Origin of the sequence: Roseobacter sp., assembly GCF_039970775.1 — a bacterium.
Taxonomy (GTDB): domain Bacteria; phylum Pseudomonadota; class Alphaproteobacteria; order Rhodobacterales; family Rhodobacteraceae; genus Roseobacter.
The window spans coordinates 175,580-197,210 of the sequence record NZ_JBDVLG010000052.1; the positions used below are offsets into that span (position 1 = coordinate 175,580).

The window sequence follows — 21,631 nt, forward strand, 5'->3', positions numbered from 1 at the left end:
AGCAGGGGCAAGGAGGTGCCACGTGGGGCGAATAAGGTCCATCTTGCTGGACCAACGCGGGTCACTTTTCGAATGGGTGCCGGTTTGTCTGGCCATCGGGATTGGGCTCTACTTTTTATTGCGGTTTGAACCCACGTTGATGTTTCTCGGCGTTTTGGGGGCGGTTGCTGTGTGCGCGTCTATCGCTGCGCGGTGGCTGGGCGAAGCCGTGCGCCCGCTGATGACGGCCCTCGTTTTGATCGGAGGTGGGTTTTTGTTGGCCGCGCATAGGGCCCATGATGTGGCCAGCCCGGTGATGAGCTGGCGGTACTACGGCCCCGTTGAAGGGCGTATCGTGAACATCGACCGCAGCAGTTCGGACGCGGTGCGTATTACATTGGATGACGTCGTGCTCGAACGCACGCCACCCGCCCGGACGCCGCAGCGGGTGCGTATTTCACTGCATGGCGATCAAACCCACAGCATTGCGCCTGCACCAGGATTGCGGGTTATGACGACAGCGCATATTTCGCCCCCCGGCGGCCCGGTTGAACCGGGGGGCTTCGATTTTCAACGCCACGCGTGGTTTGGCCAATTGGGCGGTGTGGGCTATACCCGCGTGCCGGTTCTGGCCATCGCCCCGCCCCAAAAACACCAACTGGATCTGATGATCTTTCGCGTGCGTATGGCAGTGGGCGCGCGCATGCTCGAGATCTTGCCCGGCGATGTGGGCGGCGTGGCCGTGGCCGTCACCACAGGTGCGCGCAGTTCCATCAGCCAGCAAGCGTTGGACGAACTGCGCGCCAGTAACTTGGCGCATCTTCTGGCCATTTCGGGCCTGCATATGGGGCTACTGACGGGGTTTGTCTTTGCTCTTTTGCGTATCCTTATCGCGCTGGTGCCCCCGGTGGCGTTGCGGGTGCCTGCGCGCAAATTGGCCGCTGCGGGCGCGTTGGCGATTGCAACGGGGTACCTTGCGCTGTCGGGCGGCAATGTCGCCACGGAACGCGCATTTATCATGGTGGCCGTGGCGTTGACCGCGCTGATGGTCAACCGGCGGGCGATATCGTTGCGCGCGGTAGCGATTGCGGCAACGATTGTTCTGGTCCTGCGTCCCGAAGCACTGCTGGGGCCGGGATTTCAGATGTCATTTGCCGCGACCACGGCCTTGGTGGCCGTCTTTGGGTTTATGCGCGACCAAGGCATCGGAATGGGGCCAAAATGGGCCAAACCGGTCGTGGCTGTGTTGATGTCATCGGGCATTGCGGGGCTGGCGACAGCGCCCATTGGGGCCGCGCATTTCAATGCGATTTCGCACTATGGTTTGCTGGCCAACCTGACATCCGTGCCGATGATGGGCACCGTGGTGATCCCGGCGGCTGTGCTGGCCTTGGTCTTGGCCCCGTTTGGGTTGGATTGGATCGGCCTTTGGATCATGGGGTTGGGTTTGCGATGGATACTTGAGGTTGGTAGTTTTGTCGCCGGGTTGGGCGGCGCGCGGTCTTTTGTGCACGGGCCGGGGATCGCGGTTTTGCCGATAATTGCGTTGGGGTTTTTGTGGCTGTGCCTTTGGCAAGGGCGCAGCCGGTTGGTCGGAGCGGTCCCGATTGTGGCGGCGTTTTGGCTTTGGGGCGTCTCTGACCGGCCCATCGGGTTGATTGCCGAAAATGGCGGATTGGTGGGCGTCATGACCGACGAAGGTCGCGCGCTTAGCAAGGCCAAAGGGGCGGGTTTTGTGGCGCGCAACTGGTTGGAAAACGACGGCGATGCGACCGATCAACCCACAGCCGCCGCGCGCTGGCCCGACAGCCGAAATGCGATGTTGCCCGGTGGCGTTGTCCTGACCCATTTGGCGGGCAAACGCGCGGTTGCGGGGTTTGAAGGGTGCGCTGCAGATCAGATCGTGGTGGCGAACCACCCGCTGCCGTCCGTTACGTCAGATTGCATCCTGCTGGATCCGGACCGTTTGAAATATATGGGGTCTGTCGCGATCCTCGAACGCCGGGGCGCTGTGCGCCTTGTCTCAACGCGCGACCTCAGCGGAGACCGGCTCTGGACGTCGTGGTACCGAAATGTCCGTGATCAATAGCTGCGGATAAGCCCGACCAATTTGCCCTGAACCTTGACCTGATCTTCGTTGAAGATCCGTGTTTCATAGGCCGGGTTGGCGGCTTCTAGGGCAATGGTGCGCCCCTTGCGCATGAACCGTTTCAGGGTTGCTTCGTGGTCTTCCACGAGGGCCACAACGATATCACCATTGTCGGCGGTGTTGGTCTCGCGGATCACAACAACATCGCCATCGTTGATCCCGGCATCGATCATAGAATCGCCGCTGACCTCAAGGGCGTAATGCTCGCCAGAGCCCGATATCATGCCACCCGGCACCGCAACGCTATGCGACTGTTGGTTGATCGCTTCAATCGGCACACCCGCGGCGATTTTACCCATGACAGGCAGCTCTGTGGCAAAGGCTCTGTGCACGGGTTGCGCGTTGGCGGGTATCGCTGCGTCGGGCTTGTCGCCTTCGATCACACGGGGCGAAAACCCCGGCGTCGCGGCGCCACCCAGGCTTTCGGGCAACTTTACGATCTCGATGGCGCGGGCCCGGTGGGCCAGCCGGCGGATAAAACCGCGTTCTTCAAGGGCGGTGATCAGGCGGTGAATGCCGGACTTAGAACGCAAATCCAGCGCTTCTTTCATTTCGTCGAAACTGGGCGGCACCCCGTCGCGCTGCACGCGTTTGTGAATGAACTCCAATAAATCCATCTGCTTCTTGGTGAGCATATTTTGATCCTCCGACGCCGCGATTTCCCTTTGTTCTAGTGTTGTTCCTGTTTTGTGTCAACGCTTTCAGAGCGGCAGATACGGCACAGTTTCGCCAATGGACCGGGGCGGGTCATGGGGCGCACGCACCAACAACGCATTGGCGCGCGACAAAACGCTCAACAGTGAACTGTCTTGGCTGTCAAAGGCGCGCAGTCCGTCGGTGCCGACCGACGCACGCATGTAATGTTCGCGCGGGCCATTTTGGGGCAGGGGCGCGGCCAGTGTGGCCCAAAGCGGTGCAGGGGCTGCGGCCTCTAGGCCCAGCATAGCGCGCACCACCGGCACCACGAAAATCGTGCCACACACCAAGGCCGACACAGGATTGCCGGGCAAACCGATCATCGCCGCATCGCCCAACCGCCCCGCCATGAGCGGTTTTCCGGGGCGCATGGCGACTTTGTAAAAGGACTGCTGCATGCCCAAGGCATCCGCGACCGGCGCCACCAGATCGTGATCCCCGACCGACGCGCCGCCAATGGTGATGATCAGATCGGCCCCGCGTGCAAGGCCAAAGGCCGTGGTCAGGGCGCTTTCGGTGTCTTTTGCGATGGGCAACAGGCGGGTCTGCGCGCCTTCGGCGTCAAGCATCGCAGCCAGTCCAAAGGTGTTGGACGCGATGATCTGATCGGGGCCGGGGGTTTCGCCGGGCATGACCAATTCGTCGCCGGTGGCCATTATCGCGACGGTTGGGCGGCGTGTGACGGGCACCTGCGCGATATTCATAGAGGCCAGCAATGCGATGTCGGTTGAGGTCAACCGCCGGGGCGCGTGCATCACATCACCGGCGGAAAAATCACCACCGGCGGGGCGGATGTTGTCCTTGGTGTCCATGTCGCGGTTGAGCGTGATGAGGGTGCCACGCCGGGTGACGTCCTCTTGGATCACCACAAAATCGGCGTCGTCGGGTACAGGCGCACCGGTGAAAATGCGCACGCATTGGCCGGGCCCGATGCGCCCGTCAAACCCATGCCCGGCGGCGGCTTCGCCCACCACCTTGAACATCGCGTCAGGTTCGACCTCGGCGCGGCGCATGGCATAACCGTCCATCGATGACGCATCAAAAGGCGGTTGCGTCCGGGTGGCCGCCACGTCGCGCGCCAAAACCCGGCCCGCGGCCGCACGCAAGGGTACGGTTTCAACGCCCAATGGGTCGATCAACGCAAACAATTGCGCGCGCGCTTCGGCAACCGAAATCATGGCGCTTCGAACCGGCCGGATTTGCCACCATCCTTCAGGGCCACGCGCAATTCGCCGATTTGCATCGACTTATCAACGGCTTTTGTCATGTCATAAACGGTTAACGCCGTCACAGATGCCGCGGTGAGCGCCTCCATCTCGACCCCGGTTTGCCCGGTGGTTTTGACCGTCGCTTCGATGTCATAGCCCGGCAGGTCCGGGCGCGGTGAAAATTCAACCGTCACCTTGGTGATGGGCAACGGATGACACAGCGGGATCAGATCAGACGTGCGTTTGGCCGCCATGATCCCTGCAATCCGGGCGACCCCCAAAACGTCGCCTTTTTTGGCGCTGCCTTGTTGGATGATGTCAAAGGTTCCGGGTTGCATCTGGATGTGGCACCGGGCTACGGCGATCCGGTCGGTGATGGGTTTTTGCCCGACATCGACCATATGCGCGTCGCCCTTGCCATCAAAATGCGTCAGCGTGTTGGTCATGTCAAAGGCCCCCGGCGGTCATCGGATTGGCCAGCAACGTGCGTGTTGCGGTTTCTACATCTGGCTGGCGCATCAGGCTTTCGCCAATCAGGAAAATCCGCGCGCCATAGCGGGCCAAATCGGCCAAATCATCCGGCGTGCTAAGCCCGGATTCCGCGACAATCAACCGGTCTTCGGGCACGTCCCGCGACAACGTCCGCGTGGTATCAAGCGAGGTTTCAAAGGTCTTGAGGTTGCGGTTGTTGATGCCCATCAAGCGGCTTTTTAGGTGGCTGGCCCGGGCGAGCTCTTCTGCGTCGTGCACCTCAATCAGCGCATCCATGCCCCACTCCATCGCCGCCTCTTCGAGCTCTTGCGCCTGATCATCGCTGACAGAGGCCATGATGATCAAAATGCAATCGGCCCCAAGGGCGCGCGCTTCGGCGACCTGATAGGTATCATACATGAAATCTTTGCGCAAAACCGGTAGGTTACAGGCCGCGCGGGCCTCAACCAAATATGATTTTGCCCCCTGAAAACTAGGGGTGTCGGTGAGAACAGACAGGCACGTGGCACCGCCTTCGGCATAGGCCTGCGCCAGGGTCGCGGGGTCAAAATCGGCACGGATCAACCCCTTGGACGGGCTTGCTTTTTTGACTTCGGCGATCAACCCGTAACCTTGTATCGTGGCATGATGCAACGCATCTGCAAAGGGCCGCACCGGGGGGGCATCGCGGGCTTCGGCCTCGACCTTGGCCAAGGGTTTGGCGGCTTTGTCAGCCGCGACCTCTTGGAGTTTATAAGATTTGATCTTGTCGAGAATGGTATCTGTCATGCGGCCTCCGACGGGTTGGCCCAGTTTATGGCCTGCAGGTCGCGGGCCTGCAACCACGCATTGGTGCGGCTAAACGGGCGCGACCCAAAAAAGCCCCGCCGCGCAGAAAGCGGCGAGGGATGTGCGGTCTCAATCTTGAGGTTCACGTCTGGGTCCACGTCCCGCGCGACTTTTTGCGCACCGGCCCCCCATAAAAGATAGGCACGTGGGGTGTGCGCCAACCGGTCCAGCACCTGCGCCGTCAGAACCTGCCAGCCCAATTTGTCGTGCCCTTTGGCCGCGCCCGCCGGGACCGTCAGCACCGTGTTGAGCAACAAAACACCTTGGTCGGCCCAAAACGACAGATCCGCCGACATAGGGCATGCGCCGATATCGGTTACCATCTCTTTGAAAACGTTAGACAAAGATCGTGGAAGTGGGCGAACATTGGCATCAGCCGAAAAGGCCAGACCATGTGCGTGGCCGGGCGTGGGGTAGGGGTCTTGCCCCAAAATGACGACGCGCACAGCATCGGGGGCGACACGTTCTAACGCTCGAAACACTTGGCGTGGGGGCGGCAAAATCTGGCGGGTGTCCTGCGCGAGGCGGGCTTGCAAACCGGGCCAATCGTCTTGGAAAAACGGCAGGCGCGCCCAGTCCCCCAGCGCATCAACGGGGTAGCCCGTCATGCGGATTGGGTGATCTTGGCGACCGCGTCGATTTTAGCGCGGGCTGCGCCGCTGTCGATGGCATGGGCGGCGCGTTCGACCCCTTCCTTGAGGTCGCTGACCGCGTCCGCCACACACAAAGCAGCCGCAGAATTCAACAAAACCGCGTCGCGGTAAGCGGACGGCGCCCCCCCCAGCAATGCCGCGAAATCACGGGCGTTTTCCTCGGGGGTGCCACCGATAATGGCCTCAAACGGGTGCACGGGCAGACCCGCATCTTCGGGGTGGATTTCGATGTCTTGCACCTGACCGTCCAGCCCCAGCACGCTGACCCAAGACACACCCGTAATGGTCAATTCATCGGTGCCGTCGGATCCATGTACCAGCCATGCTTTTTCGGACCCGAGTTTGCCGAGGGTTTCGGCCATCGGGCGGATCAGATCGCGGGAAAACGCACCCGTGAGCTGGCGTTTGACGCCTGCGGGGTTGGTCAACGGGCCCAGAATGTTGAAAATCGTGCGGGTGCCCAGTTCGGCGCGGGTGGGCATAACATGGGCAATCGCGGGGTGGTGCATTGGCGCCATCATGAACCCGATCCCGGCTTCGGCCAACGCCTTTTCGACCACCGCAGGCCCGACCATGACGTTCAACCCCATCTGGGTCAGCGCGTCTGCCGCCCCTGATTTGGAGCTCAGATTGCGGTTGCCATGTTTGGCCACAACCACACCGGCCCCCGCCACAACAAAGGCGGTGGCGGTGGAAATGTTCAACGTACCTTTGCCGTCGCCACCGGTGCCGACGATATCCATGGCGCCTTTGGGCGCGCGCACCGGGTTGCATTTTTGGCGCATGACGGCGGCCGCGGCGGCGTATTCATCTACCGTTTCGCCGCGCGTGCGCAGGGCCATCAACAACCCGCCGATCTGGCTGGGCGTGGCTTCGCCGTCAAACAGAATGCCAAAGGCGGTTTCGGCTTGGGCCTTGGTCAGCGGGCCATTCGCCGCGGCCCCGATCAACGGCTTTAGTGCGTCGCTCATGCCGGGACCTTCATCTCGTTCACAAAATTTTGTAGCAGCGCATGCCCATGTTCAGACCGGATAGATTCGGGGTGGAACTGCACACCATGGATGGGCAGGTCCCGGTGTTGCAGGCCCATGATCGTGCCGTCTTCTAGCTCTGCGGTGATTTCAAGATCGCCGGGCAGGGTGTCGCGGTCCACCACCAGCGAATGATAGCGCGTCGCGGCAAAGGGGGTAGGCAGGCCAGAAAACACCCCGGTGGCGTTGTGATTGATGTGCCCTAATTTGCCGTGCACGATGTCTTTGGCCTGAACGACGTCGCCGCCAAAAACCTGCCCAATCGTTTGATGCCCAAGGCAAACCCCCATCAACGGTATGCCCGTTTCTGCGGCAGCACGGGTTAAATCTAGGCAAATCCCCGCCTGATCTGGCGTGCCGGGGCCGGGCGACAGCAAGATCCCTTGGGGGTTCAGGGCCATCGCCTCTTGGACATTTAGCGCGTCATTGCGATGCACGACCACATCAACGCCAAGGCTGCCAACGTAATGCAGCAAATTATAGGTAAAACTGTCGTAGTTGTCGATCAGCAGCAGCATGGTCAAAACTTTGAATTCGGGGCTGGAGGCCGGGGCCCCGAGCACGGTATAGGTTGTGCATACATGTTCAGGCTTGCGGCGTTGCGTCAAGAGGCCCAAACCTAGGACATATGTGCAGGGCCGCAGGGCGCATTTGCGTGGCGCCTCTGTTGGTGGTTCGAGACGGGAAAAGGTAAGGACGACGTGTCAAAGGGATTTCTGAAAGGGGCTATTTGGGGCGGTGCGGTCAGTCTGGGATCGGTTGTGTTTTTGTCGGTGTTTTTACCTGCGCCGCAATCGCCGGATGTGACGGTGCAGGCCCCCCAGACCAGCCAAGCGCCCGAAGCGGTTTTACCCGACGCGACCCCGCCGCGCGCCGATCGCGGACCGGTCATAGGGCAAGAGGCCACGCAGTCGCCCGCGCCAGAACGTGACACTGTAACCGCCCTGACCGAAGATGCAGATCAACCCGCCGCTGTGCCGCAAACCGGGCCAGCCACCAGCCTGTCGGATGTGGATGCGGACAGTGACGCCAGCGGGATTGTGCGCCGCGCGGATGAGGTATCGGTCATTCAAGATGCACCGACGACCGGGCTGCCATCCCCGGTGACCGAACCGCCTGTGTCTGGGGACGCGTCGGGTCAAGGTTCGGGCGGTTTGGCCATTGCGGCGGCGCCTGCACAGGTGTCTGGCGCATCTATTTCCGCCGACCCAACGCAGCCGCCGCTGCCGGATGTACCTCAGGAAACCCAACCCTTTGGCCTCACGGACGCGGGCGCCGGTGGTGCAGATGCGCCCCTTTCTTTGCCCTCGGATGAAACCGTGGCCGCACCAGCCGTGACTTTGCCGCACCTGTCTGACCGGCGAGAGCCGCAGACGGCACAGGGGGGGCTGCGCGACCTGCCGGACGAGACGGTGCACGCGCCACAATTAGCCCCGGACGACGTGTTGGCGAGCATCGGGCACCCGGTTGAGGCATTGGATGGGTTGGCGCCAGACGTGCAGGTGAACCGATTACCAAACCTCAGAGATGACCGCCCTGCGGCGGCGGGTGTGTTGGCGTTGCCAGGAAGCAGTGCCGATGCAGGGGGCGTAACTGGCCAACCCCGCCCGGTCGATAAATTCGCGGCGGTGTTTGATGAAACCGATGGCAAGCCGTTGATGGCGGTTGTTTTGATGGACGAGGGTGTTGACCTGTCACAGGACAGCATTGGATTGCCCGCTCTGCGCCGGTTTCCCTATCCGATAACCTTTGCGGTTGACAGTCGATTGCCTGATGCGCAAGAGCGGATGGCGATCTACCGTGCCGAAGGGTTCGAAGTGTTGGCGATGGTAAACCTGCCCGTCGGCGCAAAAGCCCAAGACGCCGAAACATCGGTCTCGGTGGCGTTGGATGCCTTGCCAGAGGCAATCGGGGTGTTGGAAGGTGTGCAAGAAGGGGTGCAAGGCTCGCGGGATACGGCGGTTCAGGTTGTCGATATCCTTGCCAAAACGGGTCATGGATTTGTCACCCAAAACAAAGGGTTGAACACTGTGCAGAAACTGGCGGCGCGCTCGGGTGTTCCGTCTGCGGTGGTTTTCCGAGATTTCGACAGTAAGGGCCAATCACCGACGGTGATCCGCCGGTTTCTGGATCAGGCGGCGTTCCGCGCCGGGCGCGACGGAACGGTGATTATGTTGGGACGTTTGCGCGAGGATACGATTGCAGCGCTGTTGTTGTGGGGGTTGCAGGAACGGGCCGCGCGGGTTGCGTTGGTGCCTGTATCTGCGACGTTGACGACCCAACCTTGAGGCGGGGCGATCAGGCGCGCCGCTGTGATTGGTGAGTGAATTCGACGTACCATTCTTCAAATGCGGCTTGCGGCATCGGGCGCCCTACAATGTAGCCTTGCACGATATGGCAGCCGAGCTCTTGTACCTTCGACAGTTGGTCGCTGGTTTCAGCACCTTCTGCGATAATATCCATTTTCAGGCTGGCGGAGAGGGCGACCAACGCCGATACGATGCTTTCGGCGCGCGGATTGGGGATAGGCGCGATTAAAGAGCGATCCAGTTTGATGCCGGTAATCTGCAGCCGCGACAAGTTTGACATCGACGCATAGCCAGTGCCAAAATCATCCAGAAACACGGAAAAACCGGTCTGAGTGAGCTGTTCGACTGTGCGAATCGCATCGTCTTTTTCATTTTGGATGAGAGTGTTTTCTAGGATTTCGACGGTCAGGTCGCCGGGAGCCAGACCGCGCGATAGAACCTCTTGGAGCAGCCTGTCAGGCAGATGAGGGTCGCGTAGCGTTGCTTCGGACGCGTTGATCGAAATCGCACGCAGCGCGATACCCTGCGTGCGCATCGCCTCGAGCGCATTGAGACCCTTTTCCATCATGATCAGGTCAATCTGGCGAATGAGCCCGGCTTCTTCTGCGGCGGCGATGAATGTGGCAGGGGGGATAATGCCACGTTCTGGGTGGCGCCAGCGTGCGAGAATCTCGCACCCATAAATCTGGCCGGTTTCCATACAGATTTGAGGCTGAAAGTGCGGCTCAAACTGGTCATTGGCAAGCGCGGTGCCGATCTCGTCAAACAATCGGCGGCGGTCATCAAAAGCCTCGCGCAGGCCCTCTGAATAGGCGCAGACTTGGCCGCGTCCGTCGTGCTTAGCCTTGTATAGGGCGAGGTCTGCTTCGATCAGCATCTGATCGGGTGTCGCGTTGCTGGACGTCGCCATTGTAAAGCCAACACTGGCCCCTATTTCGCATGATGTTCCGTCGATTATCATCGGTTGCCCAATAGCCCGAATGAGCCGGTTACTGAGTTGGTCAAGATATTGAACCGAAAACGGATTTTTGACCGCGATGACAAATTCATCGCCGCCGATCCGCGCCACAAGATCACCTTGCCGACCATGTGCCAACAACAGTCGGGCGACCTCTACCAACACGTCATCGCCGGCCTTATGCCCCAAACTGTCATTGATCGCCTTAAACCGATCAAGGTCGATTTTAAGAAGGCTCACAGAAACCTCACCGGCGCCTGGGGGGGCGATATCGGCGAGGGCTGCGTATAAGGCGCGACGGTTCAGCAGGCCGGTCAAGGCGTCGTGATTTGCGGCATGTGTCAGATTGTTGCGGGCCGCGACGAGCTGCGCATTGCGGTCGCGAATGGCTTCAAACGAGTTGGTGAGCTGTCTACCACGCCGTTCCAATCGTAAAATCGTACGGCTGACCGACACTTGCGCTGGTAGAAAAATAAACAGCGCTTCGATCACCAAAACGGCAAGCGCGCCGAGCAGGGCAAAGGCCTCGAACGTATGCAGCCAATGTATTTGTTCGATAACCATTTGTTTGAACAACACAGCCGATTGCCGAAGCGCGCCAAGAAGCTGCTGTTGCCCCAGTTCAATCAACTGGTTTTGCATGTCTATTTGTTGTGAGCCGGTGGTTGTCACAGTAAGGCGCGCGATGTCGATAAATCGCCTGGATTGTTGATCTAGGAGAAAGTCGGGATTGTCAAAATAGAGCGCACGCAATTCGGCGGACAGTTCGGCCTCTTGGGTCAACCAGATGTGCCCGTCTTCAAACAACCGGATCGCCGAGAGCAACCGCGCCTTTGTCTCGGGGGACCCGCTGTGTTCGCTTTCTCGCATCAAAAACAGGATGCGTTGACTGAGCATAACCTGCACGCTGCTGGTCTGGCTGTCTCGTATGCCGTCTTCGGATTCGTGTATTTTTTCAATCGAAGTCAGATGTGACGCCGTGATGATTATAGTGACAAGCCCCAACGCAAAAACATACCGGCGCCACAATGATTGTGGCCGGGTCAGGCAGACCTTGCGGATCGCCGCGCGTTTAAATGCCTTCAAAAATCCCATGTAGTGGTTTCTTGCCCTTTTCACCAAACCAAACGGTGTCGTATGTTGTCGCAAGGGGCGCGCGTGCCCCTGACCTGCATACCTAGCGATCAGTGGTATCGTCTCTCTAAAGAGCGGTGCAAAAAACCGCATGCAGCGGCGTCAAAAAACCGCGATATTAAGTTGGTTTTTCGATAATTTGACGGCAGACGTGCCGTTCAGATGATCTCGTCTTCATCAAACAGCGGGTCCGTTTCCAGCTGCGCGGCCAAGTCTTCGACTGTTGCATCCGTGGCTTGGGGGTTGAGGGTGGCCAGATGAAACACCGCATCGCCTTCGTTGACCACGGGCAAAATGGCGCGCCCGATCAGGATGCCACAGGAGGGCGCGCAGAGGTCGGTTTCGACCCTGCCAAATGGGTCAGAAACCGTGGCCAACACATCGCCTTTGGCAACCATTTCGCCTTCGCCCCGAAACGTCCGCAACACCCCGCCCGCGGGCGCACGCAGCCAGGTTGAGGTCTTGCACATATGGGGCGCTGTTTTGGCCTTGGCGATGCCTTTGGCCGCCAGCATCGACAGGCTGCGCATCACCCGCAAGATCCCGGCGACACCCGCACGCACGGCCATTTCGTCAAACCGCAACCCTTCTCCAGCTTCATAGAGCAACACGGGCGTGCCACGTTCGGCGGCCTCGGCACGCAAGGACCCGTCGCGCAGCGCCGAGGTCAAAACGACCGGCGCGCCAAAATCCATGGCCATCTGTTGCGTGGTGGGGTCGCGCGGGGACACGCGGATTTGCGGCAGGTTGGTGCGGTGAATGGCGGCGGAATGCAGGTCGATCCCCACATCGCATCGCAGCACGATATCGTGCAAAAAGATATGCGCCAGCCGCGACCCAAGCGACCCCGAAGGGTGCCCCGGAAAACACCGGTTCAAATCGCGCCTGTCTGGCAAATACCGCGACCGGTTGAGAAACCCGAAACTGTTGACCACAGGCACCACCAACAGCGTGCCGCGCAGGGATTTTAATTGCGGTGCCCGCACCAACCGACGTACGATTTCGACGCCAATGACCTCGTCACCATGCACCGCAGCAGACACAAACATCACCGGCCCGTCGCGCTTGCCGTGGTGCACCTGTACCGACAGGGTCACGGGGGTGTGGTCGGGCAGGATAGACACCGGTAAATGCACCGTTTCAACCGTGCCTGGCTGAACACATTTCCCTCCAATATCAAAGGGTTGTCGAGGCATCTACGCGCTGTTGCCGTTGCCCGAAAACCGCGCCGCATCCGCCGCCGCACGCCGGATCGCGTTGGATTTATGCACGGTTTCTTGGTATTCAAGCTCGGGGTCACTGTCGTAGACGACGCCCCCACCGGCCTGAATATACAACGTCTGATCCTGCACCACAGCCGTGCGCAGCGCGATGCACATATCCATATCACCCCCTGCACTAAAATAGCCGACGCCGCCGCCATAGACACCGCGCTTTTCGGGTTCGAGTTCGTCGATGATCTGCATCGCGCGAACCTTGGGCGCCCCCGACACCGTGCCCGCAGGCATGCCGGCAAAAAACGCATCCAGCGCGTCTTTGTCGTCGTGCAATTCGCCCACCACATTCGACACGATATGCATCACGTGGCTGTAGCGCTCGACGATGAATTCTTCGGTGGGGCGCACGGTGCCTATTTTGGCCACGCGGCCCACATCATTGCGGCCCAGATCGAGCAACATCAGATGTTCGGCCAGTTCTTTTTTATCGGCCAAAAGATCGGCTTCGAGCGCGTTGTCTTCTTGGGGGGTGGCGCCACGGGGGCGGGTGCCCGCAATGGGCCGGATGGTGACCTCGTTGCCGAACACACGCACCAAAATCTCGGGGCTGGCCCCGATCACCTGAAAGCCGCCGAAGTTAAAATAGAACATAAAGGGCGACGGGTTGGTGCGGCGCAACGACCGGTATAACGCAAACGGATCCTGCTTGAACTCTTGCGACCAGCGTTGAGCCGGCACCACCTGAAAGATATCGCCCGCGCGGATGTAATCCTTGGCGGTTTCGACGGCTTGTTTGTACCCTTCGTGGGTGAAATTGCTGACTGGTGCCGCGGGGGTGTCGGCATCGCCCAAATCGCGGGTGGCCACAGGCATGGCGCGTTCCAGATCGCGCACCGCATCCATTACACGTTCGGCGGCTTGGGCATAGGCCGCCCGCGCCGATTGGCCATCGTTGACCCATGCGGGCGACACAACGGTGACCTCGCCCTTGACGCCATCCAGCACCGCAATCACCGACGGGCGCATCATCACCGCATCGGGCAGGCCCAACGGGTCGGGGTTGACGTCGGGCAGGTGTTCGACCAGCCGCACCATATCATAGCCCAAATACCCAAACAGCCCCGCCGCCGCCTGTGGCAGATCATCGGGCAGGTCAATGCGGCTCTCGGCGAGCAGCGCGCGCAGCACATCCAACGGGTTGCCGTCTTGCGGGGTAAAGGCATCGGCGTCAAAGCGGGCCGTGCGGTTAATCTCGCTGGTGTCACCGCGACACCGCCAGACCAAATCGGGCTTCATGCCGATAATAGAATACCGTCCGCGCACCTCACCACCGGTGACTGATTCTAACACAAACGCGTCTTTCTGCGCGCCGGTCAGTTTCAGCATCAGCGATACAGGCGTGTCGAGATCTGCGGCAAGCCGCGTGTAGACGATTTGGTTGCGACCCTCTGAATGGGCCGCGGCGAAACTATCAAAGTCAGGTGTCAGGGCCATGGTCAGTGAAAATTAACGTGCACGGCCTGCAAGGCCTGTTGATTGATCTGCGGGTTGGCCCGCAGCGTGACGTCTGATCCGAAGATTTCGTAAATATCTTGTGACAGGGCCTGACTGGCCTGTTGCGCCAGTTGCGCCCGCAGGGCGGCCGTTTCGTCGTTGGCTTCGGGCCCTTGAACCGCATTCAGCCGCAGTACGATCACGGCACCGGTGTCGGCCTCGACCGTGACTTCGCCTTCGGACAAGTCAAACACGCGCGCGATCAGGGGCGTTGGCGCATCGCTGACAAAGTCGCTGCGCAACAGGTTGTCTTCGCGGATGGCCTCCAAACCCAACGCGCCGAATGTCGCGCCGTCGTTTAACTGTGGGACCAACGTCGCGACCTGTGCTGTCAGGCGCGCTTCGACTTCGGCGGTGTGCCAATGGGTTTCGACATCGGCGCGCACATCTTCGAATGGGGCAGGCCGAGGGGGCAGAGTTTCGTCGAGACGCAGTGCAAACAGCCCGCCGTCATCAAGCTGTGCGATCTGGGGGAAATCATCCAAGGTGACGGCCTGCGCCACTTGGCGGAATTCTTCGTAGCCCGCGATGTCGTCGCTGTTGTCAGAGGTCCAGCCGATCTGCGCCACGATCATATCGGTGTCTGTGCCCAGCTCTTCGAGCGTGGCGCCACCGGCCAGCAAATCATCCAGATTTTCGGCCTGTGCCTCGACCAGACGGCGCGCACGGTCGGCGGCCACGGTGGGGCGCAACTGTGGTTTGGCATCGTCAAAGGACACATATTGCGCAGGCAAAACCGCGTTCACACGAAACAACGCAGGCCCAAGGGTGCTGGGCAAGGGGCCCACAACATCGCCCACATCGGCGGCAAAAACCTCTGCACCGGCCCCCGCCAGCGCGTCTTGGGTGACATCGCCCAGGTCGGTATCGGCCAGATCCAGCCCCCGTTCGGCCACTAGTGCCTCAAAATCGGTGTCGGCGCCCAGACGGGCGGCGGCGGCATCTGCGGCGGCGTCATCAAGATAGGCCAGCCGTTCCACAAGGCGACGTTCGGGTTGGTTAAACTCTGTCTCGCGCAGGTCGTAGGCGGCGCGCAGGTCGTCGTCTGAAATATCAACCTGGTCGATCATCGCGTCGGGGCTAAGCAGCGCATAGGTGATCTGTTTGGTTTCGGGCAGGGTAAATGTGTCGATGTTGGCATCGTAATGGGCGCGCAGGGTCGCGTCATCCGGAGTGCCTACGGGGGTGTCCAGATCGGCCTCGGACAGGCGCGCCCAGCTAAAGCTGCGCCGTTCGCCGACATAGTTCAGCAATGTATCCCCAAAAGACGCGGGCATTTCGACACCGCTGAGGATCGCGCCTTGGATCAAGGTACGAGAGACCTCTTCGCGCAGTTGCGTTTCAAATTCGGCCTCGCTGATGCCGTTTTGTTGCAGCGCAAAACTATAACCTTCGCGGTCAAAGCTACCGTCGATCCCTTGAAACGCGGGGATCTCAAGGATCCGGTCGCGCAGGTTGGCATCCCCGATCGAAAGCCCGATTTTGGCCGCTTCGTTGTCCAATGCGCGCTGGGTCACGATGCGTTGCAGCACCACACGGTCCAGCCCGATGGCTTGGGCCTGCGCAAATGGCAGCGCCTGACCGGTTTGGCGTTGCAGGGCCTGCATTTCTTGTTGCAGTTGGCGCGCGTAGGTGTCGATGGACACGGGCATGTCCCCGACAGTGCCAATAGTGCGGATATTGCCGCTTAGGCTGGTGGCGCCAAAGCCGCCCAACCCTAAAATGAGCAGGCCCATCAGGACCCAAACGGCTGTCTTTGAAATGCTTGATGAACCCTTGGCCATGTCGCTCCCTCGCACCTGCGTGCATGTCACAATTTGACGTTCTATCTATGCGCAGCCGCCCCGAGGGGCAAGAGGTGTCACAGGTTGCTGTCGAAGGCTGCTAGACGGTCAAACAACACGTCGATGCCCTGTGGGTCCAGATTGGCAAAGGCAACCCGCATCTGGCGTGCGCCCCCGGCATCGCCCGCGGGCCAAAACATGGTGCCGGGCAAGCATAGAACGCTTTGGTGTTGCACCAGTTTTTGCGCCAACACATCCGAGGGCATATTAAACGGGTGCTCGAGATAGGCAAAATACGCGCCTAACCCCAACAGGCGCCACCCCTTGGCCGCGATTTTGGGCAGCCCCTCTGCGATCGCCGCGCGGCGGGTCAGGATTTCGGCGCGTTCACCGGCCAGCCATTGGCGCAGGTTCTGCACGCCCCATAGGGCTGCGTGTTGGCCGATTTGTCCGGGGCAGATCGCGACGGTATCGAGGAATTTCTCGACCTCGGACAGGCGGGCGGCACCGGTGATCATCGCACCAACACGGTGGCCCGTCAGCCGGTACGCCTTGGAAAAGGAATAGAGGTGGATCAGCGTGTCAGGCCAGTCGGGGTCTTGGAACACATCGTGGGGTGCACCGGGTGCGGCGTGAAAATCGCGGTAGGTTTCATCGAGGATCAGGGCGATCCCGTGGCGCTGTGCCAGCTCAAAGAACGCGCGGATCAACGCAGGTGGGTATTCCACACCTGCGGGGTTGTTGGGCGACACCAACGCAATGGCTCGGGTGCGCGGGGTGATCAATGCTTCGGCGTCTGTGATGCTGGGCAACAGGTTGCTGTCGGTCGCCAATGCGACAGCGCGCACGCCCGACATGTCCAGCCACATTTTATGGTTGAAATACCACGGCGTCGGTAGAATGACCTCGTCATTTTCAGCGCAAAGCGTGGCAATCGCGGCGGCAAAGGCCTGATTGCAACCGGATGTGATGGCCACCTGATCGGCATCCACAGGCCCATCATAAAGGCGCGCGGTTTCATCGGCCAAGGCCGCACGCAGGGCAGGCAGCCCCAGAACCGGGCCGTAAAGATGGGCCTCATCGTTGGTCAGGGCGGCATCGGCCATGGCGCGCCGCAACGCATCGGGGGGCGGGTCAACCGGGGCGGCCTGACTGACGTTGATCAGCGGGCGATCTGCAGGAAACGTGACCCCATCAAGCCAACGACGGGCCTCCATGACAGGGGGCATAAAGGTGGAAGCCGTGCGCGAAAGGGTCATCTGGGTGCTCCTGCTGGCGATCTGCGTGGCGGGTCAGTCGGCCCCACGGTAGGGCTGGACGTATTGTAACGCCATGTCCCACGGGAAGAAAATCCAGGTGTCTTGGCTGACGCCGGTGATAAAGGTATCGACCTGCGGTTCGCCCTGAGGTTTGGCATAAACGGTGGCAAAATGCGCCTTTGGGTAGATGCTGCGCACCAGTTCGAGCGTTTTGCCGCTGTCGACCAGATCATCGACGATCAAAATACCGGTGCCATCGCCCATGACGCCTGCATCAGGGGCCTTGATCACTTCGGCGTCGCGGCGTTGATCGGCCTTGCCGCCGCCGGAATGGTAGGATTTCACCGACACCGTATCGACCACGCGGATATCCAATTCGCGCGCAACGATCATCGCAGGGGCCATGCCGCCACGGGTGATCGCCACCACCGCGCGCCACGCGCCATCGTCGGGGCCTTTGCCATCCAACCGCCACGCCAAGGCGCGGCTGTCGCGGTGGATCTGATCCCAGCTGATGTGAAAGCCTTTTTCGTGGGGCAGGCGGGGTTGGTCATTGCTCATGAGGTTATCTTTCAGTCAGCAGACGCACACCTAATGCGCCCAATAAGGTCGCTGCGATGCGGTCGAGTATCGGTTTTGCGCGCAGATATCCCTGCCGCGCCGGGGCGCTGGACAGAAAGACCGCAACGAGGCCGTAGAACATGACCTCTAGGATGAAATGGTTGGCCATGATCAGCGCGATGTCGCGGGCGCCCAACCCTTTGGGAAAGATCACAACGATCACAGCCGCCGCAAACAACACCGATTTGGGGTTGCCCGCGTTGATCAACACACCCGACAAAAACGCGCGTCCGGGTGGGCGCGTGGATTGGCCCAGTGGCGCGCGCGCATGACGCCACGTCTGCACCGCCAGCCATATCAGATAGACCGCACCGCCAAATTTCAGCGCTGTGTAGGCCCAAGGAAAGAGCGCAAACAGCGCTTCGAGCCCAAGCAACGCCGCCATTGTCCACAGCGCCGCCATCAGGCCAAGCCCCAACCCCGTCGCAAGACCCGCCCCACGGCCCGAGACCACCGACGTGCGGATCGCATACAGCAACGCAGCACCGGGGCTGGCCAACGCGGCCAACAGCACAAGGTTAAACGCGATCATGGTGTCGAGTGTCATAGGACGGGCCTAGTGTTGGGGGGCATGGGCACGGTTTGGGTTATCCCTTGGCCATGTCCGGCGCGTCGACGGCTTTCATGCCCACCACGTGATAGCCCGCATCTACGTGCAGGTTTTCACCCGTGGTGCCCGAGCCGAGGTCAGACAGTAAGAACAACGCGGCTTTGCCCACGTCTTCTGTTGTGACGTTGCGGCGCAAGGGCGAATTATATTCGTTCCATTTCATGATGTAACGGAAGTCACCGATGCCGCTGGCGGCCAGCGTTTTGATCGGCCCGGCAGAGATTGCGTTGACGCGGATGCCGTCTTTGCCCAGATCTTCGGCGAGGTATTGCACCGATGCTTCGAGCGCGGCCTTGGCGACGCCCATCACATTGTAATGCGGCATTACTTTTTCAGCGCCGTAGTAGCTAAGCGTTAGGCACGACCCACCGGGGGGCATCATTTTTTCGGCGCGTTGTACAACGGCTGTGAACGAATAAACCGAAATATCCATCGACAGGGTGAAATTGGCGCGGCTGGTGTCAACGTAGCGCCCGCGCAGTTCATTTTTATCTGAAAAACCAATGGCGTGAACAATAAAGTCGAGCTCGCCCCACTTTTCTTTGAGCGCGTCGAACAAGGCGTCAATCGACGCCTCGTCGCCCACGTCACACGGCAATACGATCTCGCTACCCAGTTGTGCAGCCAACGGGTCCACCCGTTTTTTCAGCGCGTCGCCTTGATACGAAAAGGCCAGTTCCGCGCCCGCGTCAGCGCAGGTCTTGGCGATCCCCCAGGCGATTGATTTGTCATTGGCGAGCCCCATAATGAGCCCGCGTTTGCCTACCAGAAGATCGTTTCCCATGGAAATCCCTCGGAGTGTCATGTGATGCTTTTTTGCTCTACGTCCTTTAGGCGATTGTGCAGGGGCCATCAAGGTGGCTTGATCAGACGGCGAAATGGGCCTTGACCTTTTGCCCGGTTCGACCACTTCGTGCAGTACGCAAAGACGGAGACCTGCGATGGACAAACCTAGTGGAAAATTTGCGGGCAACGACCCGTTTGAGATCGCGCAGCGGTGGTTGACCGAGGCCGAAGTCACCGAGCCCAACGACCCAAACGCCATCGCCCTTAGCACTGTTGATGTAGATGGCCTGCCCAACGCGCGCATGGTGTTGTTGAAGGAAATCGAACCGGCGGCGTTTGTCTTTTACACCAACTATGAAAGCGCAAAAGCCGGCGAACTGGAAAGCGCGGGCAAGGCGGCTTTTGTTATGCATTGGAAAACTCTGCGCCGTCAGATCCGGGTGCGCGGGTTGGTCACCAAAGAAGACGGCCCGCAGGCAGACGCCTATTTCGCGAGCCGGTCGCTCAAAAGTCGGCTGGGGGCGTGGGCGTCAAAACAGTCACAGCCGTTGTCGAGCCGGGGTGCGTTATTGGCCGAAGTTGCGAAAATCACCGCAACCAAAGGCGCCAGCCCCAAGCGGCCGCCCTTTTGGGGAGGCTTTCGAATTACCCCGGTGGAGATCGAGTTTTGGGCCGACGGAGAATTCCGCCTGCATGACCGGTTTGTATGGCGCCGCGCGACCCCGGGTGATGACTGGACCGTGATCAGATTAAACCCCTGACGTAAAAAAACTGTGTCTTGTTCACTGACTGTTTGTCAGCGCCTCAAAATTTGTGCATATATTGAGGGGTCCTTCGTTATCAGGCATTTAAACGCCAGATTTCAACCTAAGCGAGAGTGATATTGAAATTCGCATTGGGTACGATGGTTGCGTGCCTCAAATTTCGGGGGTACGCGGGAAAATTCGGCGAAAGATTTTTCTTTCAACTTGAAACATTAAAGTTAATTCGCGCAAGACTGTGTTAAAGACCTTACGACGATTGAAAGTAGACGAGTGAGCGAGAACGAAGACATAGCGTCCCCTGTAACGGGTCTGGTTAAATGGTTTGATCCGGTCAAGGGATTTGGCTTTGTGGTTTCGGACGCCGGGGGCCCTGATATTTTGCTGCATGTGAATGTGTTGCGAAACTTTGGGCAAAGCTCGGTGGCAGATGGTGCGCGGGTCGAACTGGATGTGCAGCGCACAGATCGCGGCGTGCAGGCCACGCAGGTGCTGGCGCTGATGCCGCCACAAACCGGCGAGACGGTGGGCCTGTCTGATATCGCGGCGCTTGACCCTGACGTCGTGGCCGCAGCACCGCTGGAGCCTGCGCGGGTCAAATGGTTCGACAAGGGCAAAGGGTTCGGATTTGCCAATGTGTTCGGACGCCGCGATGATATTTTTCTGCACATGGAAGTGTTGCGCCGGTCGGGGTTGTCAGATCTGGCACCGGGCGAGGCGCTCGCGTTGCGTGTGATCGAAGGCAAGCGTGGCCACATGGCCGCCGAGGTGTTCGCATGGGAAGCCGCGCTGGACATGTCGCTGGAATGATCGGGCGCGCGGCTGCGGTTCTGTGTGTTTTGGCGCAGGGCGCGTTGGCCCAGGAATGCCGTGACGACACCGTCTATCTGAAAGGTGACTGGGGGCAGGCGCGATTCGCGGTTGAAATAGCCGATGATGACGCCGAACGCGCCCAAGGGTTGATGCACCGCGAACATATGGCCAGCTCTGCGGGGATGTTGTTTGTGTACCAACGGCCGCAGCGTTTGTCGTTTTGGATGCGCAACACCTTGATCCCTTTGGACCTGATCTTTGTCGATCACACCGGAACGGTGCGCAAAATACACCACTCTGCGCGTCCGCTGGACGAAACCCCCATTCCAGGTGGGCCTGATGCCTTGACGCATGTGCTCGAAATCAATGGTGGGTTGGCCAAAGCCATGGGGATTTCCGTTGGTACCGTGCTGCGCCACCCAACATTTTTTAACCAAGTTGCAGAATGGGCCTGTTAGGGGTTTTCAATCCCGCGTGGTCCGTCTAAAGAGTGCTTCGTCGGAGCGTGGCGCAGCCTGGTAGCGCACCTGTTTTGGGTACAGGGGGTCGGAGGTTCGAATCCTCTCGCTCCGACCACTTTCAAAGTTTGAGATGGCGGTTTGCCCGTCTTGCACTGTTGAAATCCCCCCTCTGTTATCATGTGAATTGTGTTTGGGCTGCCATTGCATGAACCTTGGTTTTTTTTGGGGGCGGGTGCAAAATCGCCAGTGGTTCCAGAAGTCCGCTTATGGCGGGCACTCTCGTGCCAGCCTTCACACCAGTCGTCTGCTGTGCACTGCACGCTCAGTA

20 protein-coding genes and 1 tRNA gene are annotated in these 21,631 nt (G+C 60.0%); 6 read left to right on the forward strand and 15 right to left on the reverse strand.

The annotated features are described in order from the left end of the window. Window positions 1–22 precede the first annotated feature (22 nt). Window positions 23–2,068: a ComEC/Rec2 family competence protein gene (locus tag ABJH13_RS14685; RefSeq protein WP_348406968.1), complete on the forward strand. Its 2,046-nt coding sequence runs from the start codon at window positions 23–25 to the stop codon at window positions 2,066–2,068. On the opposite strand, the gene lexA is transcribed toward ABJH13_RS14685, so the two are convergent. From lexA to ABJH13_RS14720, 7 genes are all read right to left on the reverse strand, one after another. Further along, a complete protein-coding gene (gene lexA, locus ABJH13_RS14690) occupies window positions 2,062–2,763 on the reverse strand; it encodes a transcriptional repressor LexA (protein WP_348406969.1) in 702 nt (233 codons plus the stop codon). The two genes, ABJH13_RS14685 and lexA, sit on opposite strands and share 7 nt — an antisense overlap. 66 nt (window positions 2,764–2,829) lie before the next feature. Next, window positions 2,830–4,002, reverse strand: a complete 1,173-nt coding sequence (glp, locus tag ABJH13_RS14695; RefSeq protein ID WP_348406970.1) for a gephyrin-like molybdotransferase Glp — start codon at window positions 4,000–4,002, stop codon at window positions 2,830–2,832. Continuing rightward, a complete protein-coding gene (gene moaC / locus ABJH13_RS14700) occupies window positions 3,999–4,478 on the reverse strand; it encodes a cyclic pyranopterin monophosphate synthase MoaC (protein WP_348406971.1) in 480 nt (159 codons plus the stop codon). Before moaC ends, glp begins: the two co-directional genes overlap by 4 nt. A 1-nt stretch (window position 4,479) precedes the next feature. Next, complete coding sequence (trpC, locus tag ABJH13_RS14705; RefSeq protein ID WP_348406972.1) at window positions 4,480–5,292, reverse strand: indole-3-glycerol phosphate synthase TrpC; 813 nt, start codon at window positions 5,290–5,292, stop codon at window positions 4,480–4,482. Continuing rightward, the gene (locus ABJH13_RS14710) at window positions 5,289–5,960 is read right to left on the reverse strand and encodes a uracil-DNA glycosylase (RefSeq protein WP_348406973.1); all 672 of its coding nucleotides are present in this window, start codon (window positions 5,958–5,960) and stop codon (window positions 5,289–5,291) included. The genes trpC and ABJH13_RS14710 overlap by 4 nt, the downstream gene beginning before the upstream one ends. Then, window positions 5,957–6,976 carry an anthranilate phosphoribosyltransferase gene (gene trpD, locus ABJH13_RS14715; protein ID WP_348406974.1) on the reverse strand — a complete coding sequence of 340 codons (1,020 nt, stop codon included), beginning with the start codon at window positions 6,974–6,976 and terminating at the stop codon, window positions 5,957–5,959. Before trpD ends, ABJH13_RS14710 begins: the two co-directional genes overlap by 4 nt. Next, on the reverse strand, window positions 6,973–7,554 hold the full coding sequence (locus ABJH13_RS14720) for an aminodeoxychorismate/anthranilate synthase component II (protein ID WP_348406975.1): 582 nt from the start codon (window positions 7,552–7,554) through the stop codon (window positions 6,973–6,975). The genes trpD and ABJH13_RS14720 overlap by 4 nt, the downstream gene beginning before the upstream one ends. A 183-nt stretch (window positions 7,555–7,737) precedes the next feature. Here ABJH13_RS14720 and ABJH13_RS14725 point away from each other — a divergent pair, with 183 nt between their 5' ends. Next, on the forward strand, window positions 7,738–9,324 hold the full coding sequence (locus ABJH13_RS14725) for a divergent polysaccharide deacetylase family protein (RefSeq protein ID WP_348406976.1): 1,587 nt from the start codon (window positions 7,738–7,740) through the stop codon (window positions 9,322–9,324). 10 nt (window positions 9,325–9,334) lie between these two features. Here the strand turns inward: ABJH13_RS14725 and ABJH13_RS14730 are convergent, their stop codons facing one another. The 8 genes from ABJH13_RS14730 to fabI form a co-directional block, all read right to left on the reverse strand. After that, window positions 9,335–11,398, reverse strand: a complete 2,064-nt coding sequence (locus ABJH13_RS14730) for an EAL domain-containing protein (RefSeq protein WP_348406977.1) — start codon at window positions 11,396–11,398, stop codon at window positions 9,335–9,337. A gap of 197 nt (window positions 11,399–11,595) precedes the next feature. After that, window positions 11,596–12,633: a succinylglutamate desuccinylase/aspartoacylase family protein gene (locus ABJH13_RS14735; RefSeq protein ID WP_348406978.1), complete on the reverse strand. Its 1,038-nt coding sequence runs from the start codon at window positions 12,631–12,633 to the stop codon at window positions 11,596–11,598. After that, complete coding sequence (gene trpE, locus ABJH13_RS14740; RefSeq protein ID WP_348406979.1) at window positions 12,634–14,148, reverse strand: anthranilate synthase component I; 1,515 nt, start codon at window positions 14,146–14,148, stop codon at window positions 12,634–12,636. A gap of 2 nt (window positions 14,149–14,150) precedes the next feature. Further along, window positions 14,151–15,992 (reverse strand): peptidyl-prolyl cis-trans isomerase, encoded by a 1,842-nt coding sequence (locus ABJH13_RS14745; RefSeq protein WP_348406980.1) that lies wholly within the window; start codon window positions 15,990–15,992, stop codon window positions 14,151–14,153. Window positions 15,993–16,069: 77 nt separating this feature from the next. Further along, window positions 16,070–17,251 carry an aminotransferase gene (locus tag ABJH13_RS14750; RefSeq protein ID WP_348406981.1) on the reverse strand — a complete coding sequence of 394 codons (1,182 nt, stop codon included), beginning with the start codon at window positions 17,249–17,251 and terminating at the stop codon, window positions 16,070–16,072. A gap of 33 nt (window positions 17,252–17,284) precedes the next feature. Continuing rightward, window positions 17,285–17,812 carry a xanthine phosphoribosyltransferase gene (gene gpt / locus ABJH13_RS14755; RefSeq protein ID WP_348406982.1) on the reverse strand — a complete coding sequence of 176 codons (528 nt, stop codon included), beginning with the start codon at window positions 17,810–17,812 and terminating at the stop codon, window positions 17,285–17,287. 4 nt (window positions 17,813–17,816) lie between these two features. After that, a complete protein-coding gene (locus ABJH13_RS14760; RefSeq protein ID WP_348406983.1) occupies window positions 17,817–18,419 on the reverse strand; it encodes a LysE family translocator in 603 nt (200 codons plus the stop codon). Between the two features lie 40 nt (window positions 18,420–18,459). Then, on the reverse strand, window positions 18,460–19,266 hold the full coding sequence (gene fabI, locus ABJH13_RS14765; RefSeq protein ID WP_348406984.1) for an enoyl-ACP reductase FabI: 807 nt from the start codon (window positions 19,264–19,266) through the stop codon (window positions 18,460–18,462). A 157-nt stretch (window positions 19,267–19,423) separates the two neighbouring features. On the opposite strand from fabI, the gene pdxH reads away from it, so the two are divergent. The 4 genes from pdxH to ABJH13_RS14785 all read left to right on the forward strand — a co-directional run bounded on the left by pdxH (window position 19,424) and on the right by ABJH13_RS14785 (window position 21,418). Further along, window positions 19,424–20,029, forward strand: a complete 606-nt coding sequence (pdxH, locus tag ABJH13_RS14770; RefSeq protein ID WP_348406985.1) for a pyridoxamine 5'-phosphate oxidase — start codon at window positions 19,424–19,426, stop codon at window positions 20,027–20,029. 273 nt (window positions 20,030–20,302) lie between these two features. Continuing rightward, the gene (locus tag ABJH13_RS14775) at window positions 20,303–20,839 is read left to right on the forward strand and encodes a cold shock domain-containing protein (RefSeq protein ID WP_348406986.1); all 537 of its coding nucleotides are present in this window, start codon (window positions 20,303–20,305) and stop codon (window positions 20,837–20,839) included. Beyond that, entirely contained in the window at window positions 20,836–21,300 is a 465-nt protein-coding gene (locus ABJH13_RS14780) for a DUF192 domain-containing protein (protein WP_348407007.1), read from the forward strand. Before ABJH13_RS14775 ends, ABJH13_RS14780 begins: the two co-directional genes overlap by 4 nt. 41 nt (window positions 21,301–21,341) lie before the next feature. Then, window positions 21,342–21,418 (forward strand) — tRNA-Pro (locus ABJH13_RS14785). The last annotated feature ends 213 nt before the right edge of the window (window positions 21,419–21,631 follow it).

Bases quoted from the DNA above. Each gene is read 5' to 3' on its own strand.
- lexA (WP_348406969.1), bottom strand. From the start codon at position 2,763: ATGCTCACCAAGAAGCAGATGGATTTATTGGAGTTCATTCACAAACGC.
- glp (WP_348406970.1), bottom strand. From the start codon at position 4,002: ATGATTTCGGTTGCCGAAGCGCGCGCGCAATTGTTTGCGTTGATCGAC.
- moaC (WP_348406971.1), bottom strand. From the start codon at position 4,478: ATGACCAACACGCTGACGCATTTTGATGGCAAGGGCGACGCGCATATG.
- trpC (WP_348406972.1), bottom strand. From the start codon at position 5,292: ATGACAGATACCATTCTCGACAAGATCAAATCTTATAAACTCCAAGAG.
- ABJH13_RS14710 (WP_348406973.1), bottom strand. From the start codon at position 5,960: ATGACGGGCTACCCCGTTGATGCGCTGGGGGACTGGGCGCGCCTGCCG.
- trpD (WP_348406974.1), bottom strand. From the start codon at position 6,976: ATGAGCGACGCACTAAAGCCGTTGATCGGGGCCGCGGCGAATGGCCCG.
- ABJH13_RS14720 (WP_348406975.1), bottom strand. From the start codon at position 7,554: ATGCTGCTGCTGATCGACAACTACGACAGTTTTACCTATAATTTGCTG.
- ABJH13_RS14730 (WP_348406977.1), bottom strand. From the start codon at position 11,398: ATGGGATTTTTGAAGGCATTTAAACGCGCGGCGATCCGCAAGGTCTGC.
- ABJH13_RS14735 (WP_348406978.1), bottom strand. From the start codon at position 12,633: ATGCCTCGACAACCCTTTGATATTGGAGGGAAATGTGTTCAGCCAGGC.
- trpE (WP_348406979.1), bottom strand. From the start codon at position 14,148: ATGGCCCTGACACCTGACTTTGATAGTTTCGCCGCGGCCCATTCAGAG.
- ABJH13_RS14745 (WP_348406980.1), bottom strand. From the start codon at position 15,992: ATGGCCAAGGGTTCATCAAGCATTTCAAAGACAGCCGTTTGGGTCCTG.
- ABJH13_RS14750 (WP_348406981.1), bottom strand. From the start codon at position 17,251: ATGACCCTTTCGCGCACGGCTTCCACCTTTATGCCCCCTGTCATGGAG.
- gpt (WP_348406982.1), bottom strand. From the start codon at position 17,812: ATGAGCAATGACCAACCCCGCCTGCCCCACGAAAAAGGCTTTCACATC.
- ABJH13_RS14760 (WP_348406983.1), bottom strand. From the start codon at position 18,419: ATGACACTCGACACCATGATCGCGTTTAACCTTGTGCTGTTGGCCGCG.
- fabI (WP_348406984.1), bottom strand. From the start codon at position 19,266: ATGGGAAACGATCTTCTGGTAGGCAAACGCGGGCTCATTATGGGGCTC.
- pdxH (WP_348406985.1), top strand. From the start codon at position 19,424: ATGGACAAACCTAGTGGAAAATTTGCGGGCAACGACCCGTTTGAGATC.
- ABJH13_RS14780 (WP_348407007.1), top strand. From the start codon at position 20,836: ATGATCGGGCGCGCGGCTGCGGTTCTGTGTGTTTTGGCGCAGGGCGCG.